16 protein-coding genes, 3 pseudogenes and 1 riboswitch are annotated in these 19,683 nt (G+C 56.0%); of the genes and pseudogenes, 12 read left to right on the top strand and 7 right to left on the bottom strand.

Annotated features, from left to right (window positions below; all coding sequences use genetic code 11):
• Positions 1-108 precede the first annotated feature (108 nt).
• Positions 109-569 (bottom strand): annotated as a pseudogene (locus tag GOB82_RS13400) (transposase); the annotation flags it as partial.
• A 64-nt stretch (positions 570-633) separates the two neighbouring features.
• Positions 634-1,276: pseudogene (locus tag GOB82_RS06075) on the bottom strand (IS5 family transposase); the annotation flags it as partial.
• 464 nt (positions 1,277-1,740) lie between these two features.
• Between GOB82_RS06075 and GOB82_RS06070 the strand changes: the two are divergent.
• Positions 1,741-2,493, top strand: a complete 753-nt coding sequence (locus GOB82_RS06070; RefSeq protein WP_166121037.1) for a glycosyltransferase family 25 protein — start codon at positions 1,741-1,743, stop codon at positions 2,491-2,493.
• Positions 2,494-2,844: 351 nt separating this feature from the next.
• Positions 2,845-3,309, top strand: coding sequence for a transposase (locus GOB82_RS13395; RefSeq protein ID WP_456304172.1), 465 nt, complete (start codon positions 2,845-2,847; stop codon positions 3,307-3,309).
• A 13-nt stretch (positions 3,310-3,322) separates the two neighbouring features.
• On the opposite strand, the gene GOB82_RS06060 is transcribed toward GOB82_RS13395, so the two are convergent.
• From GOB82_RS06060 to GOB82_RS06050, 3 genes are all read right to left on the bottom strand, one after another.
• Positions 3,323-4,092, bottom strand: a protein-coding gene (locus GOB82_RS06060) for an IS5 family transposase (protein ID WP_166121034.1) whose coding sequence is annotated in 2 segments (ribosomal slippage) — positions 3,323-3,753 and positions 3,753-4,092 — 771 coding nt in all. Because the reading frame shifts where the segments join, the coding sequence is not laid out codon by codon here.
• Positions 4,093-4,136: 44 nt separating this feature from the next.
• Entirely contained in the window at positions 4,137-4,430 is a 294-nt protein-coding gene (locus tag GOB82_RS06055) for a hypothetical protein (protein WP_166121031.1), read from the bottom strand.
• 34 nt (positions 4,431-4,464) lie between these two features.
• Positions 4,465-5,973, bottom strand: a complete 1,509-nt coding sequence (locus GOB82_RS06050) for a hypothetical protein (protein ID WP_166121028.1) — start codon at positions 5,971-5,973, stop codon at positions 4,465-4,467.
• A 224-nt stretch (positions 5,974-6,197) separates the two neighbouring features.
• Here GOB82_RS06050 and GOB82_RS13650 point away from each other — a divergent pair.
• Positions 6,198-7,088, top strand: a pseudogene (locus GOB82_RS13650) (IS630 family transposase).
• 941 nt (positions 7,089-8,029) lie between these two features.
• Here the strand turns inward: GOB82_RS13650 and GOB82_RS06040 are convergent.
• Together GOB82_RS06040 and qhpR are read right to left on the bottom strand one after the other, a co-directional pair.
• A complete protein-coding gene (locus tag GOB82_RS06040) occupies positions 8,030-8,587 on the bottom strand; it encodes a flavodoxin family protein (RefSeq protein WP_166121026.1) in 558 nt (185 codons plus the stop codon).
• A gap of 152 nt (positions 8,588-8,739) precedes the next feature.
• Positions 8,740-9,792 carry an AraC-like transcriptional regulator QhpR gene (gene qhpR, locus GOB82_RS06035; RefSeq protein WP_166121023.1) on the bottom strand — a complete coding sequence of 351 codons (1,053 nt, stop codon included), beginning with the start codon at positions 9,790-9,792 and terminating at the stop codon, positions 8,740-8,742.
• Between the two features lie 227 nt (positions 9,793-10,019).
• Here qhpR and GOB82_RS06030 point away from each other — a divergent pair, with 227 nt between their 5' ends.
• From GOB82_RS06030 to ribH, 9 genes are all read left to right on the top strand, one after another.
• Positions 10,020-11,402: an ethanolamine ammonia-lyase subunit EutB gene (locus GOB82_RS06030; RefSeq protein ID WP_166121020.1), complete on the top strand. Its 1,383-nt coding sequence runs from the start codon at positions 10,020-10,022 to the stop codon at positions 11,400-11,402.
• A 3-nt stretch (positions 11,403-11,405) separates the two neighbouring features.
• Positions 11,406-12,206 (top strand): ethanolamine ammonia-lyase subunit EutC, encoded by an 801-nt coding sequence (gene eutC, locus GOB82_RS06025; protein ID WP_166121018.1) that lies wholly within the window; start codon positions 11,406-11,408, stop codon positions 12,204-12,206.
• Positions 12,203-13,561 (top strand): ethanolamine permease, encoded by a 1,359-nt coding sequence (gene eat / locus GOB82_RS06020; RefSeq protein ID WP_166121015.1) that lies wholly within the window; start codon positions 12,203-12,205, stop codon positions 13,559-13,561. Before eutC ends, eat begins: the two co-directional genes overlap by 4 nt.
• 45 nt (positions 13,562-13,606) lie before the next feature.
• Positions 13,607-15,199 carry an outer membrane beta-barrel protein gene (locus tag GOB82_RS06015; protein WP_242007218.1) on the top strand — a complete coding sequence of 531 codons (1,593 nt, stop codon included), beginning with the start codon at positions 13,607-13,609 and terminating at the stop codon, positions 15,197-15,199.
• A gap of 59 nt (positions 15,200-15,258) precedes the next feature.
• Positions 15,259-15,729 (top strand): c-type cytochrome, encoded by a 471-nt coding sequence (locus GOB82_RS06010; protein ID WP_166121012.1) that lies wholly within the window; start codon positions 15,259-15,261, stop codon positions 15,727-15,729.
• 105 nt (positions 15,730-15,834) lie between these two features.
• Positions 15,835-15,981, top strand: a riboswitch (FMN riboswitch).
• Positions 15,982-16,124: 143 nt separating this feature from the next.
• A complete protein-coding gene (gene ribD, locus GOB82_RS06005) occupies positions 16,125-17,135 on the top strand; it encodes a bifunctional diaminohydroxyphosphoribosylaminopyrimidine deaminase/5-amino-6-(5-phosphoribosylamino)uracil reductase RibD (protein ID WP_166121112.1) in 1,011 nt (336 codons plus the stop codon).
• 2 nt (positions 17,136-17,137) lie between these two features.
• A complete protein-coding gene (locus GOB82_RS06000) occupies positions 17,138-17,740 on the top strand; it encodes a riboflavin synthase (RefSeq protein WP_166121009.1) in 603 nt (200 codons plus the stop codon).
• Positions 17,725-19,086, top strand: coding sequence for a 3,4-dihydroxy-2-butanone-4-phosphate synthase (gene ribB / locus GOB82_RS05995; RefSeq protein WP_166121007.1), 1,362 nt, complete (start codon positions 17,725-17,727; stop codon positions 19,084-19,086). Before GOB82_RS06000 ends, ribB begins: the two co-directional genes overlap by 16 nt.
• Before the next feature lie 30 nt (positions 19,087-19,116).
• On the top strand, positions 19,117-19,599 hold the full coding sequence (gene ribH, locus GOB82_RS05990) for a 6,7-dimethyl-8-ribityllumazine synthase (protein ID WP_166121004.1): 483 nt from the start codon (positions 19,117-19,119) through the stop codon (positions 19,597-19,599).
• The last annotated feature ends 84 nt before the right edge of the window (positions 19,600-19,683 follow it).

The following is a 19,683-nucleotide window of genomic DNA, read 5'->3' as shown; positions in this document are numbered from 1 at the left end:
GATCGTCACTCAATGCTCGTGCCATCACCATCTCCATCAATGGAAACGGTGAATCACAATCTATGCCCCATGTCACCCCACACGATTCATCGTTCAGTGGACGTGCTCTAGGCGGCGATAGCCAAAGCGGCGTCGTTGGTCCGCCAGTTCCCGTAGGGCGCTGGCGCAGGGCAGCATCGTCCGCTCCGGTAGAAACATACCGCGCGACACGCCTTGCAACACCAACAAGCGCACAGGCACGGCGTTCACTCAGGGCCAGAGCCTCCTGAATATATCGGATCGCCTGCCGTTTCGCGACAGGCGTCACCACTTTTTTCAACGATTTCCTTCAGCGCTGCATTATCCAGCATCGCATCAGCCAGAAAACGTTTCAGGCGGCTGTTTTCATCTTCCAGCGCCTTCAGCCGTTTGGCCTCAGATACCTCAAGACCACCATAACGGGTCTTCTATTTGTAGAAGGCCGCGTCACTGATCCCGCGTTTGCGGCAAAGATCAGGGACCTTCAGCCCACCCTCCTGTTCCTTCAGGATCCCGATAATCTGCTCTTCCGTAAAACGACTGCGCTTCATCCGTCCGTATCCTTCTCGATCGGACTCTACTTTTAAATAGTTACATTTCCGGGGGGCATGTCAGTCAGTTAAAGAGTATGATTGCTGAATCGAACTGAATGGTTGCGAGGGAGGTTGATTTCAGTTTATCGTAGCGGGTTGCTATGGCTCGGAACTGTTTGAGTTTATTAAAGAACCTCTCGAGAAGTTTTCGCTCCCTGTAGAGAGGAAAGTCTGTTTCCCGTTGTATCATCCTGTTTCTTTTCGACGGGATGACCGGGGTAATTTCACGCTGTGCCAAATGGTCAATCAGCCTGTCTGCGTCATAAGCTCTGTCGGCAAGGAAGGCATCCAGGTTGATGTTTTCCACAAGGGCTCGGCCTGGGTGATATCGGCACCCTGTCCCGGTGTGAGGGCGAGTTCCACCAGGTTGCCCAGAGCATCGCAAATGGCATGGATCTTTGTGGTCGATCCGCCTCGTGAGCGTCCGATGGCCTGATCCGCGCCCTCTTTTTAAGAGCGCCCGCACTGTACTGATGCGCCCGGACAATCGTGCTGTCGGTCATCATGTATTCATTGCCATGAGTAGCAGCCAGATGATGAAAGATCCTTTCGATGACACCACTTTCGCACCAGCGGCGCAGGCGCCGGTGCACGTTTTTCCAGTCACCGAACCGGGTAGGAAGATTATGCCATGGAATGCCCGCGCGATAACGATACAGTACCGCCATCTGTCTCCCCCAAAACCGCGAAAACAGACATCATAAAGCCTCAAAAAGTACAACCCTCAAGTATCGGACTCTGCGCTCTGGGCTTAACTGGCGACACGCCGTAGGGTTGGGTCGGCACGCGGGTCTTTGTCTGCGGGCTGTTGAGTTTATCCGTATGGCTCCATCAGGTCGCGGCAGATGATACGGTTGAGGGGGCTGTTCATAGCCGGCTGGAATATGAGAGATTATGATTTAGAGGGGAGACACCTTCCTTTGGGGGGGGGCTGTTTTTTATTTGGAGGTGTTATTCAAGAAGGTTAAATGCAGTGTGTGGTGGAGCGTATCATGCAACGGCATAAGGTTTGAGAGAGACTTGCTAAGTTTTTCCTGGTGGTTCTGAAGCGATTGCCAAGGTGTGGTCGCGCTGCAATGGCAGAAGCTTTAAGGTTGTGCGTGCGTTTTTTGCGAAAGAAAGTCTCAGTATGCTTAATCCGATCAGAGTTATTTCACTAGACAGAACGCCTCAGCGGTTCACTGATTTTCAGAAATTCAATTCTCAACTTCCCATTCAACGCGTTTCTGCATGTGAAGGAGGGGAACTTAAAAAGGAAGAATATGTTGAAGCCGGAATTTTCAGTTGTGATCTGGAGTATTCTGTAGGGGCAATGGGGATTGCTGTTTCACACATCAGATTATGGCAGGAAGCAGTTTCTGAAAGTTCAGTGCGTCATATTGCCGAAGATGATGCCATTATCAGAAATGATTTCTATCAGATCTTTGCAGAGGCCGATGCGACGTTAAAGGAATGGGATATTTTGTTGTGGGGGTATAATGATGATTGGCCGGTTGGGCTTTCTTCATATTTTAACGCTGTTGTTTCTCTGGAGGGAAAAACTCGTTCACAAAACTTTCTTCGCGAGAATTATTCGGTTTTCCAGCAGGAGAAGAAAAAGCCAGCCCTCCTTCCTTTGGTATCTGTTGCGGGAATTGGGCTTTATTCAATTTCACCGCAAGGTGCCCGGAAATTGCTGGATAAGTGTCTTCCTTTAACGCAGCACAACGCCAAGTACGCAAAAGATACGAGTGTTCCATGGTTTAATACCGGTATTGATGTAGAAATGTCTCGTCATTATGAAGATATGAACGCTTATCTGAGTTTCCCTCCGATAGCCTTGATGGTCAATGATATGGAGAATTCAACTATAAGAGGGAAAAATATTTTCAAAGAGGAGTGATTATTATTTAAGATAAAATTATCAAAATTATATTTTACCGTTGCATCGGCTTTTTGGTGAGTGTTAGACTTAGGGCTTGTCTTATGAAATCCGGGTCGCTGTATGTGCGATAAAGGCAGCAGTCAGGAGGTGGCCACCCCCTGACTGCTGGAGAGAGCGGGTCAGGACAGGTCATGATGCTGGCCAGGATGGGGGCACTTCTCGAACCCAGGACGTCTGAAATCTGCAACGAGCGACAGTCTGCGCTCCAGGAGCTGGCAGCTGCGCGACGAAATCTGATCCGTGACAGGACAGCCCTGCTCAATCGCCAGCAAAACCTGCAGCTCAGTCTTCTGAAACGTCTGACACGCTATAGACTATCGTCAGATAGAGGCTCAGATCGCAGCCATCGATCAGGCAATCAGCGAACTGATCGCGACAGACGGGGGCCTCTCTCGAAAACGCGCCATTCTGGTCAGCATTCCGGGTATTGGAGAGGCCACGGCTGCGATGCTGATTGCTGATATTCCCGAACTGGGAACACTGGAGAATGGACAGGTTGCTGCGCTCGCAGGTCTGGCTCCTGTCACCAGACAGTCAGGAAAGTGGCAGGGTAAAAGCTTTATTCGGGGTGGTCGGATTCATGTCAGAAACGCCCTATACATGCCTGCTCTGGTTGCTATGCGGTATAACCCTGACCTTCAAAGCATCTATCTCAGGCCGACGGATAAGGGAAAGCACGCAAAAGTGGCTCTGACCGCTCTCATGCGACGTCTCGTCATTCTGGCAAATGTTCTGTTACGCAATGACCAATTATGGGAACCACGCCACACTTGACCAAGACGGATACTCATTCTTTGAGATAGAAGATGAAGCTTGCTGCGATGTGGATTGCAGACATGAATGTATGAGTGCCGCGGTCGTATCTGGTCGCAACACGTCGCCAGTCTTTCAGTTTTGTGAACATGTTTTCGGTCAGATGACGCTTTTTATACAGATGCCAATTGTAAGGTGGCTTTGATTTCCGGTTCTTCTTCGGGGGAATACAGGCTGTGATATTGCGTTCTGCAAGCGATAACCTGATCCGGTTGCTGTCATAGCCTCTGTCCCCGATAACTTCTTCTGTCTCGTCGGGGAGATCTGCAAGAAGCACGTCTGCGCCTTTGAAGTCACTAACCTGTCCCGCAGTCAGATGAAGGCGGACCGGTCGGTCCTGATCATCGCACACGGCGTGAAGTTTTGAGTTCAGGCCGCCTTTTGTCCGTCCGATATGGCGGGGAAAAGTCCCTTTTTGAGCAGGGATGCCGATGTCCGGTGGGCTTTGAAATGTGTCGCATTAATCATCAGGCGCTTCGAACGGCCAGCCCGTTCTGTCAGGGCGACGAAGATCCGGTCAAAGACACTCAGGCGGCTCCACAAGATGAAGCGGTTGTATAAAGTCTTGTGTAGACCATACGCTTTCGGGGTATCTTTCCACTGAAGACCGTTACGGATCACATAAACAATCCCGCTCAGGACGCGTCGGTCGTCCACACGTGGCACTCCGTGCACCAGAGGAAAAAACGGCTTAATCCTCTCCATCTGCCTCTGCCTCTCAGACAGCAAAAACAACTCCTTCACAGGCTCACCCTCCATCAGTAAGCCTGTGGATCATAACAGACCGTTCAATTCAATGGATTAATAGATCCTGAGCCTAGCGCAGAACCAATCTGCAGCGGATACCATTTCCCATTTTCATAGATAACTGGCACATGATCGGTTCCATCATTAACGATAGTGCCTTCTGCTGGCGTTATAGTCAGAATTTCCTGTTTGTTGAGCTGAAGTAGTCGAAAGGGCGCATCTACGTTTATTGAGTCCGTGCCGCCGTCCACGTAAGATAGATTTGGTAGTTCAAAAACGGGATGCTCATAAATATCCCCACTACTATTTGTAGGGGTGAACTCAAGTCCATGCATTCCGTATATAATATCCGTTTGGTTGGTTGAGTATTTACTGTGACCTATTGTCAGGCACGGTTCGTGCGGTATGTGCGATACCAGAAAGTGAACCAGGTGCACCTACGCCAAAACTTGCTTGTCCAGAAACTCGGAGAGAACCATTAGAAGACTGCACAGTCAGGACGGGCGATCCAGCCACTTCGACATTCAACCCGGTTCCATATTGCTCATATCCTACAGTAACGTTATCCCGCGCCACAGTTGTAATCTGATTTTTTCCGCCTGATGTTGCATCGCCAGAAAAGTCAATTGGATGATTTTTGGCTAGTCTGATGCTGGCTCCATCCGGCTGTGACAAGATTTCCTTCGTGAGGTTAATACTCGTATCTCTGACATTGGCGTCAACAGCTAAAATATCATCAAAAAATGAATAATCACTATCTACATGGTCGTTAATCACGTAAATAGCTTTGGACACCACGCCGTGGTAATCAATCTTGGAATGAAAAACTGTTGTTCCGTCAGTATATTGTCCAACCGCAGGAGACCATGTTCCAGTTGGGTCGTTACCGGAAGAAGACGTTCCTGCCGTTGTCACAATCCAAAGCCAATTTTTGTTCGCATCAACAATGATATCGCCGATATTATACAGATGATTTGCGCTCCATGTCTGATGCTGGACCGTGTTGGCAGCCAACCACATTAAATGGCGACCGCCCTGCGTTGGATCCCACAGAGACGCACCGACATCTTGCCCATTAACCTGTACGTCATTTTCGATCCCGGTATAGCTGATTGCATTTTGTGGTTGTGACATGGAAAAATCATAACCAGCTACTGAGATTCCCCAATCCTTGTTAGTGGCGCTGTTTTTGTAGACGTTGGACGATAATCCCACGTTGGCATTATCACCTGTTGTGCTGTTATCCGTCAGGTCTACATTCACGCCTATCATCGATCCCTCAGACCCCGGCGCGGCCTGAATGTTCATTTCAATTCCTGGCATACTCAGCTTTGTTGGGTCAAAGGGAGAAGCGGAAGATACTCCATTGCTAGTGTTGATATACTGCATATAAATCATCTGTGGATCAGATGATGTGGTGTTCCTCTTGGTTTTTTCGAGGCCAATTGCACCACCACCCAGATCAACGTGAAGATCGTCAGGTGTCCGAAAATAGGTAGGAGTACCGCCTGTTGTGTGAATTTTTCCGTCGTATATCCATGTGTAGTGACTCGTACATCCTGTTGTAACCGGGAGGTGCGCTGTCCCATCGACGTTGATTGGCAAGATATAACCTGCCGGGACATTAATGGCTCTGCCACAGTAATTTGATACAAATTCGTCTAATAACCCCGCGTCTAAATTTGAACCATTTCCATACGTATACGTGCGCAAATTACTGAGAAGAGGCAATGTGTCTGCAATTTTGTTTGCAATTGAAGCGCCAGTTGCCATGGCTGTGGCGGATGAGATATCGCCGTTGACCGGCAAATCATCTGCCATCACATAGCATGGCCACATGAGCAGGAATGACACGAAGTATTTGTGAGAATTTTTCATTCTTTACAAATCCTTATTATACAAACAAAGTTATAATCAAAAATAACCATTTCACTGACCAATTATACTGTCAGTATATTTTTCGCCCATTTAGAGCATAATCTGACCTAACCGGGTCATTTTAGGGTTCCCGCTCTGGAGCGAAATCTGATTCATCATGATTGCCGGGATGGAGACCGGCAATCATGATCCGAGTCCTATCGTCTGATCTGCGGCGGTGAACCATTGCTGCGGTTTCCTCCGGCATGACCCGCTGGGCGGCTGCCGAGCGCTTTGGTGTCTCTGCCTCCAGCGTGATCCGGTGGGTAGCGGAATGGCGTGCGAGCGGCCGGGAGCACGCGCTGCGGCAGGGTGGCGATCGTCGCTCCCATCGGATCGAGGTTTGGTCGGGCGTCCCGCTGGCTGCGATTGATGCCAGGGCTGACATTTCCCTTATCGAACTGGCGGAGAAACTTGCTACGGAACATGGGGTCCGCTTTGCGTCGGCACGATCTGGCGCTGCTTTGACCGTCACGACATGACCGTTAAAAAAACGGCGCACGTCAGCGAGCAGACACGGCCCGACGTCGCAGAGCAGCGCGAGGCCTGGTTCGACAGTCAACCTGACCTTGATCCGGCCCGGCTGGTCTTCATCGACGAAGATGGTCCGTCTGCGGGGACGGTCATGTCGTGGCACGCGCTGTCGGACGTCTGTGCCCCATGGGCATTGGAAAACCACGACGTTCATCGGTGGACTGCGCCTGTCCGGCATGACCGCGCCGATGATGCTGGACCGCCCAATGACCGGCGAATGGTGCGCCGCCTATGCTCGCAAGGTAATCGCTCCAACACTGTCGCCGGGAGACGTCGTCATTATGGATAATCTTCCGGTACACAAGAGTGCTGAAGCGCGGGAGGCTGTAGAGGCAGTTGGCGCCCGCCTGCTGTTCCTGCCGCCCTACAGTCCCGACTTCAACCCTATCGCGAACATCTTCGCCAAGATGAAGGCATGGATCAGACGAGCGGCGCCCAGAATCCTTCATCCACTCCAGGACGCGGTGTGCGGTGCAATCGACGATGCCTGTCATAGCCAGGCCGCTGTCTGCTTTGCCGCCGCGGGATATGAACCAGATTGATCGGATTATGCTTTGGAGGCCACGTTCAAGGAGGTTGCAGATTGCCAACCATCGCTCATTCTTCGTGCGTCAAGTAGCTACGCATTCACTGGTCTCCGCAAAGACCGGCCTTGCGTCAGATCTCCAGCAACCAGAAAGGTCCTTTGTCAACAGAGTCTGGACCCATGGTATGATGAGGAGAAAAATTTATAGGTCAAATCACATTGTTTTTGATATGAGAGGGAAAGGCTTCAGAAACAACCTTTCTCCTTCTTTGCGGAGTGGGGCTTGGTGCTTTTTCCATTCTAAATCGGAAGTTTTCCGATCTCAATTGTTGTTCCTCAAAATATATGAATCTATCAAAAAATATGGTTTGTTTAAAATCGGAGCGAGGTAGGTTCTGCAATGCAATAAAGCGGACCATGCACCCGAACTGCTGCATGATTGCTATGCATGCAAGGGGAAGGGGTGAGGAGCGGCCCGGGTGCAGGCTCTTCGGGTTTCAGAGGTGTTTTTAGTTACAGGTCTGAATAACGGATTTAATGCCGTCACGCGCTTCCGGGTTTTCTCCCGCAAAACCGGGGCAGCTGCTGTGGTAGAAGTTTTTGCATCCCGAAAGTGCGAATGCAATCAGGACAACCAGGGCTGCCTTTTTTCCTGTGGTCATAATTTTCGGCCTTAAGGGGGTGTCAGAGCAAGAAAGGTGTTGCGCATTCTTTCCATGATTCTGATGGCATGGTCAATCAAGGACGGATTTTGTCAGGAGATGGAGTATCCTGACTGCTGTGGGAGAGAGTGTGATGCTGGGAAAGAGGGGATGCGTGCCGTCTTCCCGAAACTCTTCTGAGGCTGCACGAGCCGTTAAAACCCCGTGCAGGACTCCCGCACGGGGTTTCAGAGTTGGCCGAGAGCAGACCCCGGAGCGGGGCTCTGAAAGAGAGTGTCAGTAGATATCCGTGTGGTTAAGCGACCGAAACGCGGGCCGCGATTTCTGCTACGCGCTTGCCATAGGAGACGGCTGTATCCAGATCACCCTGCGGAATTTCATCCACGCTGGCATCTGCCGGACTTTGCACCAGCAGGCCGACAGAGCCACCGAGATTATTGATATCGGTTCGTTTTGCAACCTTGGTGTTGGAGGGCAGCAGCCCGAGGCTGACCCAGAGGCCGCCATGCTGGGACGCCAGTGTCTGCAGCCATGCCAGTGTGGAGGCTTTATCTCCGTTCAGGCTGGCGCTGTTGGTAAAACCGCCGAAAATCTTGTCCTGCCAGCCGCGTGTGTACCAGACTTTGGAGGTTGCATCGGCAAATTTTTTGAACTGCCAGCTTGCGTTGCCCATATAGGTGGGCGCTCCGAAGATGATCGCTTTGGCAGCATTCAGCGTGTTCCACGCCTCTTCCGGAATGTCCCCGTTTTCATCAATGGTGATGAGGGTTGCTTGTGCGCCCTGAGCCACGTGTTCAGCAACTTTGTGGGTGTGGCCGTATCCTGAGTGATAGATGACAACAACATCGGACATGTGTGTGCTTCCTTCTTTATACAGCTCGAAGCAGCGCTCTGGGGCTGCTCCTTGAAACCGGATGAAGCGAGCATGCCACCTGGGGCACAGGGTGATAAGGGGTGTTCTGGATATATCATCTCACACCCGGAGAGTGAGATGAACGCATTCAGTTAAAGCCGAGTCAGTGCATTCTGGTGCCGCCAGGCGCGGGGGGACTGGCCACTCCATTTCCGGAAGGCGCGGCTGAAGGCGCTGGTTTCCGTATAGGCCAGGGCGCGGGCGATCTCACTGATATCCAGCGTCGGGCTGGCAAGATGGCGCAGCGCCTCCGCATGGCGGGTTTCTTCCAGCAGTGTGGAATAAGACAGGTGAAGCTGGGCCAGCCTGCGTTGCAGGGTCCAGGGCGGGAGCTGCATCCGGGCGGCGATATCCGGAAATTCAATATGGCCATCTTCCAGAGCAGCGCGGATGTGCAGAATGACCCGATCTTTCAGGGAGAGGTGTGCGGTTGCCTGATCGGGCCTGCTCCGCGCAAGGGAGATGAGGGAGGCGCGCATAACGTCCAGCATGGCGGCATCCGCATCAGGCATGGCGCGCGTCAGCACTGTTTTGCGGAAAACCAGAGCGTTCGTGGCGCATTGAAAGCGGATATCCGCCTGAAAAGCCTGCCGGTGCTCCTCAGCCTGTTCCGGCTGCTTATGCTCGAAATGCACTTCTTCCGGCGCCCAGTCCGGCCCCAGAGCATGGCGGAGAATGTTGCGGAACATTCCCATTGTCAGCTCCGCATCGTGCCGTCGGGTGAGAATGGTGGGGTCATGAATGGCATATTCCAGCCGGACCAGATCATCCTGCTGCACAAATCGCGTGGTCGTTCGGGCCTGATGGTACGCGAAGTGCGATGTCAGGTTTTGCAGCGCCTCAGAGAGAGTGGGGGAAAGCAGGGCCACATACCCGATCAGCCCCAGCTTCTCCGGTGCAAACTGCTGGCCGAACCACAGCCCGATATTCCCGTCCTGTGTGTCTGCTGCGGCTTCATGAAACAGGCGGCAGTAGGAGCCAACGTCCAGCGCATCGGTCGGGAGAGAGAGCTGGTCGGTGGAGAGACCTGCGCGCCCGGCAATACGGTCCATATCCCCGCCACGCTCCTTCACAAAGCGTTCAACGCCCCACGCAGCGGCAGCGAGAACGCTGGCGTTTCCTCCGGTGCCGGGACTGCGGGACATGGGACCCTCCTTATCTGGATATGGAGAACAAGATGGCTTTGTATAAGTGATGAAAGAAGTTTTATGAACGTTCTGAAATGTCAAAAAATTGTCTGTATTCGTCAAGTCAATCCGGCGTGGCTGTGGGTATCATTTCACTATCGAACGAAACGGAAAAAGGTCGGTCTGGGCCGAGTCTCCGGTAGGAGGCCGGAGGTTTGCCGCACTACATAGGGAGGCGTGCTGAAATGGGATTTCATTACACCCTTGGCGGTGAACGGTATGGTTTTGATGACCTGAAGGCTCTTATGGCCGCGGCCTCCCCCCTGCGTTCCGGGGATGAACTGGCCGGGCTTGCAGCCTCATCTGATGCGCAGCGGATTGCTGCCCGCCATGCGCTGGCCGAGGTACCGCTGGACCTGTTTGTGCGGACAGAGCTGATCCCCTACGAGGCGGACGATGTGACTCGTCTTATTGTGGATACGCATGACAGCGCAGCCTTTGCGCCGTTTGCCTCCATGACGGTGGGGGATCTGCGGAACTGGCTCTTGTCCCATGAGGCAGATACCGCCGCTCTGGCGGCCGCTGCACCCGGTTTTACCCCGGAAATGGCCGCGGCGGTCAGCAAGATCATGCGGAATCAGGACCTGATGAGTGCGGCGCAGAAAATGCGCGTCATCACCCGGTTCCGGAACACCATCGGGCTTGAAGGCTGCCTGACGTCCCGCCTGCAACCCAACCACCCCACCGATGACCTGAAAGGCATTGCGGCTTCCACACTGGATGGGCTGCTGTATGGCATGGGGGATGCGGTGATAGGCATCAACCCGGCAACCGACAGCGTGGCCAACGGACTGGCCCTGCTGGACATGCTGGACCATGCGCGCCGCCGCTACGAGATTCCCACCCAGACCTGTGTTCTGACCCATGTGACCAACACGCTGGAGATCATGAACAGGGGAGGGGCTGTGGATCTGGTGTTTCAGTCCATTGCCGGAACACAGAAAGCCAATGAAGGCTTCGGCGTGACCCTCGCCATTCTGAAGGAAGCGCATGAGGCCGCACTCTCGCTCAGGCGCGGCACTGTGGGGGATAACGTGATGTATTTTGAAACGGGGCAGGGGGCGGCGCTCTCTGCCGAGGCACATCACGGGCTGGACCAGCAGACGGTGGAAACACGGGCCTATGCTGTGGCGCGCGCTTTCCGCCCCCTGCTGGTGAATACGGTGGTGGGCTTTATCGGCCCGGAATATCTGTATGACGGCAAGCAGATTATTCGTGCGGGGCTGGAAGACCATTTCTGCGCGAAGCTGCTGGGTGTGCCGATGGGGTGTGATGTCTGCTACACCAACCACGCCGAGGCGGATCAGGATGATATGGACACCCTGATGGTGCTGCTGGGCACTGCGGGCATTACCTTCCTGATCGGGGTGCCGGGTGCGGATGACATCATGCTCAATTACCAGAGCCTCTCCTTCCACGATATTCTGACCCTGCGCAGCATGCTCAACCTGCGGCCCGCACCGGAATTTGCCGCCTGGCTGGAGCGGATGGGGCTGTATGATGCACAGCTCGGCGGCATGCGTGAACTGGCTCCGCACCAGACACGCCTTGGCCAACTGATCGGGTGAGGCATGACGGATAAGGCACACATACCGACGTCCTCCCCTTCCGGTGCGCCGGATGTCTGGCAGGACCTGCGGAGGTTGACACGGGCGCGCATTGGTCTGGGCCGAAGCGGAAATGCACAGCGCACAACCGATGTTCTGACGTTTCAGGCCGCCCATGCCCAGGCGCGGGATGCCGTGCATACACCGCTGGATGTGCAGGCTCTGGTGGCGCAGATGGGCGGGGAGAACTGCCTGTGCGTGAAAAGCCGGGCAGTGGACCGGCCTACCTACCTGCGCAGGCCTGATCTGGGCCGCAGACTGGACCCGGCCTGCCTGCCACTTTTGCAAAGAGATGCGTGGGATGTGGTGTTTGTAGCCGCGGATGGTCTTTCCGCCATTGCGACGCAGAAAGGGGCCATTCCGCTGTTCCGGGCCATGCAGGCGCGGCTGAAGGACTGGCGGATTGCTCCGCTGATTATTGCCTCACAGGGTCGTGTGGCGCTGGGAGATGAGATAGCCGTGGCGCTGGGCGCACGCATGGTGGTGATGATGATCGGCGAGCGCCCCGGCCTGAGTGTGGCGGAAAGTCTGGGCGTTTATCTCACCTATGCCCCGTATGTAGGCTGCCCGGACTCTGCACGGAACTGCCTGTCCAATATCCATCAACATGGTCTGCCGACCTCTGTGGCGGCGGACAAGCTGGCCTGGCTCATGCGGGAAGCCAGCCACCTGAAGCTGACTGGCGTGGGGCTGAAAGATGCCGCGCCAGACAGCGCCCCTCCTGCCGATCCCTCTTCCGCGCTTGAAAAGGACCCGCGCATATGAGCAGCAACCCGACACATCTGCACAAGACATTGGGGGCCTTTCATCTGTGGGGGATAGCTGTTGGTCTGGTGATTTCCGGCGAATATTTCGGCTGGAGTTACGGCTGGGCAACAGCGGGTACGCTGGGTTTTCTGCTGGCGACCGTTTTTGTTGCCGTGATCTATACAGCCTTTATCTTCAGTTTTACCGAACTCACCTGCGCCATTCCGCAGGCGGGCGGCCCGTTTACCTACAGCACCCGTGCCCTTGGGCGCTGGGGTGGGCTTATTGTCGGTCTGGCAACATTGGTGGAATTCATTTTCGCGCCGCCAGCCATTGCTCTGGCAATCGGGGCCTATCTGAATGTGCAGTTTCCCGGTCTTTCCCCCAAGGTGGCGGCCTGTGGCGCGTATCTGGTGTTCATGACGCTCAATATCGTGGGTGTGCATATTGCCGCGACATTTGAACTGTTTATTACCATAGCGGCTATTATCGAATTGCTCGTTTTCATGGGCGTCGTGGCCCCGGCCTTCTCATGGCAGAATTTCACGCATGATGGATGGGGTGTTGCATCACATTTCGGGTGGGAGGCCATGGGCGGTATTTTTGCGGCCATCCCGTTTGCAATCTGGTTTTTTCTGGCCATTGAAGGGGTTGCCATGGCGGCGGAAGAAGCCAGAGACCCCAAACGCGCCATTCCCATAGCGTATATTGCTGGTGTGCTGACACTGGTCTCGCTGGCCTTTGGTGTCATGCTGTTTGCTGGCGGCGTGGGGGACTGGCACAGTCTGGCCAATCTGAATGACCCGCTGCCACAGGCCATGAAGCGTGTGGTGGGGAGCAATAGCGGCTGGCTGCATATGCTGGTCTGGCTGGGGCTGTTCGGGCTGGTGGCATCTCTGCATGGTATTATCATGGGATATGCGCGGCAGATTTTTGCTCTGGCCCGTGCAGGGTTTCTGCCGGAGGTGCTCGGGCGCCTGCACCCTCGTTTCAAGACGCCGTATATGGCGACCATCGCGGGCGGTGTGATCGGGATTGCCGCCATTTTCTCGGATGATGTCATTTCCATCAATGGTCAGTCTCTGACGGCAACACTGGTGACTATGTCGGTTTTCGGTGCGCTGACAATGTATGTGCTGAGCATGGTCAGCCTGTTCCGCCTGCGCCGGACTGAGCCCGATCTGCATCGCTCTTACCGCGCGCCGCTCTACCCGGTTTTGCCCGGTATCGCGCTGGTGGGGGCTTTGATTGCCCTTGTGGCGGTTATCGTCTGCAACGGGATTATTTTCTGTATTTATCTGGGGTTCATGGTGGTTCTGTCCGGTTTGTTCATGGCTCTTTCAAGAAAAAAAGCCATTTCCCACCACGTCTGATTCCTCTTGGCCGCTCTCGATATTTCCTGAAATGGACTGAAACGCATGGCAAAACAGAACAGAGTGAAGCAGGTCACGCTGGCTTCCGTGCTGATGATGGGATGTACGCTTGGCGCTGAGGCTGTGTGTGCCGAGCCATCAGGAACACGGGCTGGTACGCGTCTATCCGTTCCAGCAAAACGGGTAAGGCCCGGTTCTGTGCAGCATGCTGCCGGACATGCGCTTCTTCAGACCTCTCGGGATTTTCCTGCCACGGAAAAGCCCGCTGGCGTTCAAGTCTCTGGCGGGCAGATACCTGCCGGGCAGGCCGAGCCTGCCAAGGAGGAAACGGGAGAAGCCACCAGTGCCGTCACCAGAACACTGGAAGATGAGGATATGCAGAAGCTGCATGCCGGAAACCTGTTCCACCCCAAACCCGGCCATGCCCTGACCTACTGGGATGGGCTGGAAGGGCATCTGACCGTGGAAGCCGGGATTGCCGGAAATCCCTGGACCCGTTCAGCCCGAAATTTCGGACAGTTTTATGTAGACCGCGCCAATACGGTTACGCTGAACCAGATCATGGGGTCTCTCTCCCATCCTGTGACAAGTGTGGGGGGCGGCTACGGGATCGGGTTTGTGTTTGAGGCCATGTATGGCTCGGATGCCCGGTTTGACCCGACCATAGGCATGGGGTCCGGTTCGTTGAATAGCCTGTATCAGTGGGTGCCCACCCAGGCGCATCTTGATGTGCATCTGCCCTGGCTGTTCCGGCACGGGATCGATGTGCAGGTGGGGCAGATGTACGGGCTTATGGGGGCGGAAGGCACACCGGCTCTGGCTCGCCCGTTCTACACATTCAATTATGCGTCTGATTATATCGTGCCGTTTGAAACGGTGGGTATTGTGGCCACCATGCATCTCGCAAAACATACGGACTGGATTGTCGGGGTGGACGCGGGCAATTCCACCACTTTCGGGCAATCCGGAAACAACAATAAACCAAAAGGCTATTTTGGATTTACCTTCAACCATCTTCTGGATGGCAAGGTGGATGTTCATGCGATTGGGCATTTCGGCCCGCAGGGCAATAACGGGCGGGCTGTCACATCCCCCGATGGCTGGATCAGCGCAGGGGCCGGGCGGGCAGCGAACAGGGAGATGCAGTATAACGGGGATATTGTGGTGGCGTACCACATGAACCCCGCCGTTACCGTCACGGTGGACGGCACGTATCTGCATGATGATCTCGCGCGGGATGATGCCTATGGTGTGACCACCTATCTGGCATGGGCCGTTCGCCCCTGGCTGACCCTGAATGCGCGTGGCGAAATCTTCCGGGACAATACGGGCGGGATCATTACAGAATATTCCAGCTTTACGTCCTACACCAAGGCGCTCAGCAACCAGCCTTACCCGCGCTACGGTGCGCTTCCCACCACCTATGGGGCGCTGACTGTAGGGGCATCTTACCGGCCAGAGTTCGTGAACAAACATCTGGGGCTTGGGTCCTTGACCATCCGCCCGGAAATACGTCTGGATAAATCGCTGAACGGCACGCATCCGTTCAATCAGGGGGGAACAGTTGCCAATCAGGTTGTGAATAACGGCACGAACAACATGCTCTGGTTCAGTTGCGATGCTGTCTGGGCATTTTGAACCCTTGGGGAGTTGTGTATAATCGTTTCACTATCGCGATATATCAAGGACCATGCTTCATGAAGAAAACTGCCTTTGTTCTGATGACTGCTCTGGGTGGTCTGTCCGCTTTTTCCGGCTCGGCCTCCGCGGCGGATGGCGCACAGCTTTATGCCTCTCATTGCGCTGTCTGCCACCAGAGTGGCGCAATCGGCATTCCCGGCCAGTTTCCGCCGCTCAAGGGGCGTGTGGACAAGATTATCGCAACGCCTGAAGGCAAGACCTATGTGCTGCATGTGGTGCTCAATGGCATGATGGGCAGCCTTCAGGCTGCTGGCGGCACCTATACCGGTTTCATGCCCGGTCTGGGCTCTTCTCTGTCTGATGAGGATCTGGCTGCGGTTGTCACCTATGTCGCCTCTCTTGGCGGCTCTGCTTCCGCGCCGAAAATTACGGCGGACGATGTGAAAAAAGCACGTGCAACACCGATGCAGCCGAACATGGTTCTTCAGGAGCGCGGCACACTGAACGCAGCGCATCCGCTGCCGTAAGCCACGGCCTCACGGAGTTTTTTGCTCCGTTCTGCATGGATTGTCTCTTGCAAGCGGGTGGTATTCACCCCATCATAACAAGTGCGGTCGTCTCTTGTGCGGCCGTGACGTTCTCAGGGCAGGGTGAAACTCCCTACCGGCGGTAAGTAACGGCGTTCCGTTGCAAGCCCGCGAGCGCCCGCTTCGGCGGGGTCAGCAGATCCGGTGTGATTCCGGAGCCGACGGTTATAGTCCGGATGAGAGAGAACGGTGCAGGCCTTTGGCTTCCCATGTGTGGAAGGCAAGGGGTGGTACCTGCCGTGTGCCCTGAGTCTGTCTGGTGTTTTGTTTTTGGCAGATGGGTACAGGGTGTGACACAAACCCTTTCAGAAATGATGCCGGCCCCTTCAGCAGTGATGCCGGATTGTGTCGTGCGGGCCTTTCAGGCAGCGCTTGCGGAGGCATGGCGTTTTGTGGGCCAGACGGCCCCCAATCCTGCTGTGGGCTGCGCCCTGCTGGACGAAGCTGGAGAGGTGCTGGGTGTTGCCGCTCATCACCGGGCAGGCGCGCTGCATGCCGAACGGCTGGCGCTGGAGCAGGCACGGCAGGCCGGCGTGCTTGACCGCGTGAGGACGGCCGTTGTCACGCTTGAACCCTGCAATCATACCGGCCGCACACGGCCCTGCACGGAAGCGCTGCTGGAGTCACCCGTCAAAACTGTCTGGATCGGCTGCGCGGACCCGAACCCGCATGTGGCCGGAGGCGGTGCGGCCTGCCTGACAGGTGCCGGTGTAACCGTGCGCTGGCTGGCGCAGGCTCCGAACGGGGCCGCTCTTGCGGCGCGGTGTGCGGCACTTCTAGCCCCGTTTGCCATGCGGATGGCGCAGGGGCGACCGTGGATTACGGTCAAACAGGCGCTGGACCAGCATGGCAGCATGGTACCCCCGGCCGGACAGACAACCTTTACAACACCGGACTCACTGCGCTTCGCTCATGCCCTGCGCCGGGCAACGGACCTTGTGATCACCGGCACCGGCACGGTGCGGGCGGATGCGCCCTCCTTTACGGTGCGGCATGTGGAAGATCATGCCGAACGCCGCAGAACTCTGGTGGTGTGCGGGCAGCAGGATCATGTTTCCCCGCACTGGCTGGAGCAGGCGAATAACCGCTTTGATGTGCGTTTCTGCCCCGATATCCGGGAGCTTCCCGCCCTGCTGGCCGAAACACCGGCCCTGTGGGCCATGGTGGAAGCCGGACCAACCCTTCTGGCCGCCCTGCGGGCGCAGGATATGTGGGATGACTGGCTGACCATTCGTCAGGATGCCAGTGGGGCCGACCATTTTTCCGTCACAACCCGTCATGCAACAGCACTGCCAACAACACCGCTTGCTCTTTTTCCGGAGTGGGCACGGTGCGCTGAGGAGTAACCATGTTTTCCGGAATTATTGAATCACTCGGCCCTGTGCTCAAGGTGGAACCCGGTGCCCGCTCCGTCATGCTGGAGGTGGAAACCGGCCTGCGTGATGTGGCGGAAGGGGAGAGCATTGCGGTCAACGGAGTGTGCCTGACGGCCACCGCGCCTTCCGAAAGCGGGCGTGTGCAGTTCTTTGTCAGCAGTGAGACGCTGGACCGCACGACACTGGGAGCCCTCGGGGCTGGCAGCTTTGTCAATCTGGAACGCGCCGTGACACCCGCCACCCGGCTTTCGGGCCATATTGTGCAGGGGCATGTGGATGGCACAGCCCGCTTTGTTGAAAGCACACCCTCGGGTGAGGCGCATCGTGTGGTGTTTGAAGTGCCTGCCAGCCTGCGCCGTTACATGGTGGAGAAAGGCTCCATCACGCTGGATGGGATCAGCCTCACCCTGAACGAACTCAGCGAGGAAAAAGACGGCGTGTTCCGCATCGCGCTGATGATTATCCCGCACACATGGACGCACACAAACCTCGGCAAGCTGGCTCTGGGCGCTGCCGTGAATGTGGAAGTGGATGTGATTGCCAAATATGTGGAGGTTCTATGTCAGAACCGGTGAAAAACGCCGCGCACCCGGTGGCTCAGCCCTCTGACGCCCTGCGTCGCGCTGTGGAGGCCCTGCGTGCGGGCCGCATGGTGATCATGGTGGATGATGAAGACCGCGAAAACGAGGGAGACCTTGTGATGGCGGCGGAATTCATGACGCCGGAGGCCATGAATTTCATGATCACCCACGCACGCGGGCTTGTGTGCCTGCCTCTGCCGCCCGCGCAGGTGGAAAAGCTGGGCCTGCCCATGATGGTGCGGGACAACACGGCACGACATGGCACGGCCTTCACCGTGTCCATTGAAGCGCGCGAAGGGGTGAGCACGGGTATTTCCGCGGCAGACCGCGCCCATACCATTCAGGTCGCGGCCTCTGAAAGCGCCCGGCCTTCTGATCTGGCAACGCCGGGCCATATTTTCCCGCTGCGGGCGGCGGCTGGCGGCGTGCTGGAGCGGATTGGCCATACTGAAGGCTCTCTTGACCTGCTGCGGCTGGCGGGCCTGCGCCCTGCTGCGGTGATCTGTGAAATTCTGAATGAAGACGGCACCATGGCCCGCCGCCCGGCGCTGGAGGTTTATGCGCGGCAGCACGCCATGCCGATTATCTCCATTGCGGAACTGGTGACATGGATCAGCGCGCATGGTCTGACGCCACTGGCCTTTGGGGAGACCCAGACCGCCCATTCTGCGCAAGAGGGGGCAGCGGAGGAGAGCACGGCGGAAGAGGTGATGCCGGATCTCGCAACGGCGGCGCTGCCCAGTGCCTATGGCGGGGAAGATCTGGCGATTCATGCCTTCCGGGATTCCCGTGGCGTGGAGCATGTGGCCCTTGTGAAGGGCAATCCTGCCGCGCCGGGCACTGTGCCTCTGGTGCGAATGCACTCGGAATGCGTGACGGGAGATGCGCTGGGGTCCTTGCGGTGTGACTGCGGGACGCAGTTGCATGCGGCTCTCAAGGCCATCGGGCAGGCCGAGAGTGGTGTTCTGGTTTATGTGCGCGGGCATGAAGGGCGGGGCATTGGTCTGGTCAACAAGATCCGTGCTTATGAGTTGCAGGATGCCGGGCTGGATACGGTGGATGCCAACCACCGTCTGGGCTTCGCCACGGATGCGCGGGACTGGGCCGCGGCTGCCGGAATTCTGCGCGATCTGGGCGTAGGGCAGCTCGATCTGCTGACCAATAATCCCGATAAGGTGCGCGCACTGGAGGCGCGCGGTTTTCAGGTCCGGCAGAGAATCGGCCTTGAAACACCGGCTAACCCGCATAACCGCGCGTATCTGCATGCCAAGCGGCAACGGATGGGGCACAGGCTCAATCACTTTTCTGTGAGCGATGCCCCCGCTGATGTTGCCGTCTGATTTCACACAGTTTTCTTCAAGGATAGTTTTATGAGCACACGGAACCCTGTCTCCCTCCCGAACCTCACCCTCACGCCCATGCCGCGTCTGGCCCTGATTGTCAGCCGCTTTAATGAAGAAGTGACAGGCGGCCTGCGGGATGGCGCTCTGGCATGGCTGGGTGAGCACGGCATCACAGTGGCGGAAGGGGATGTTTTTGCTGCTCCCGGTGCCTTTGAAATGCCGCTTCTGGCGCAGACACTGGCAAAAACGGGGCGGTTTGAAGGGGTGATCTGCCTTGGCTGCGTGATCAAGGGCGATACCGCGCATTTTGAATTCATCAGCCTCGGCACCACGGTCGGGCTGATGCAGGCCTCACTGGCGACGGAAACCCCGATCGCGTTTGGGGTGCTCACAACCTATACGAATGAGCAGGCTGAGCTCCGCTCTGGTGATGACATTCATAATAAAGGCCGTGAAGCAGCGGCGGCATGCGTAGAGTCTCTTGCCTTGCTGCGCCAGATCAGGGTCTGATGCATTTGGTTTGAGGCACGTGCTCTGATGCATCGGGGCTGATCACGCGGGCTGCATGCCGGAGCCCGCGGCCCTGTAACGCCG

Origin of the sequence: Acetobacter farinalis (assembly GCF_011516935.1) — a bacterium.
GTDB lineage: Bacteria > Pseudomonadota > Alphaproteobacteria > Acetobacterales > Acetobacteraceae > Acetobacter > Acetobacter farinalis.
This window is presented reverse-complemented; position numbering and strand designations above follow the sequence as displayed.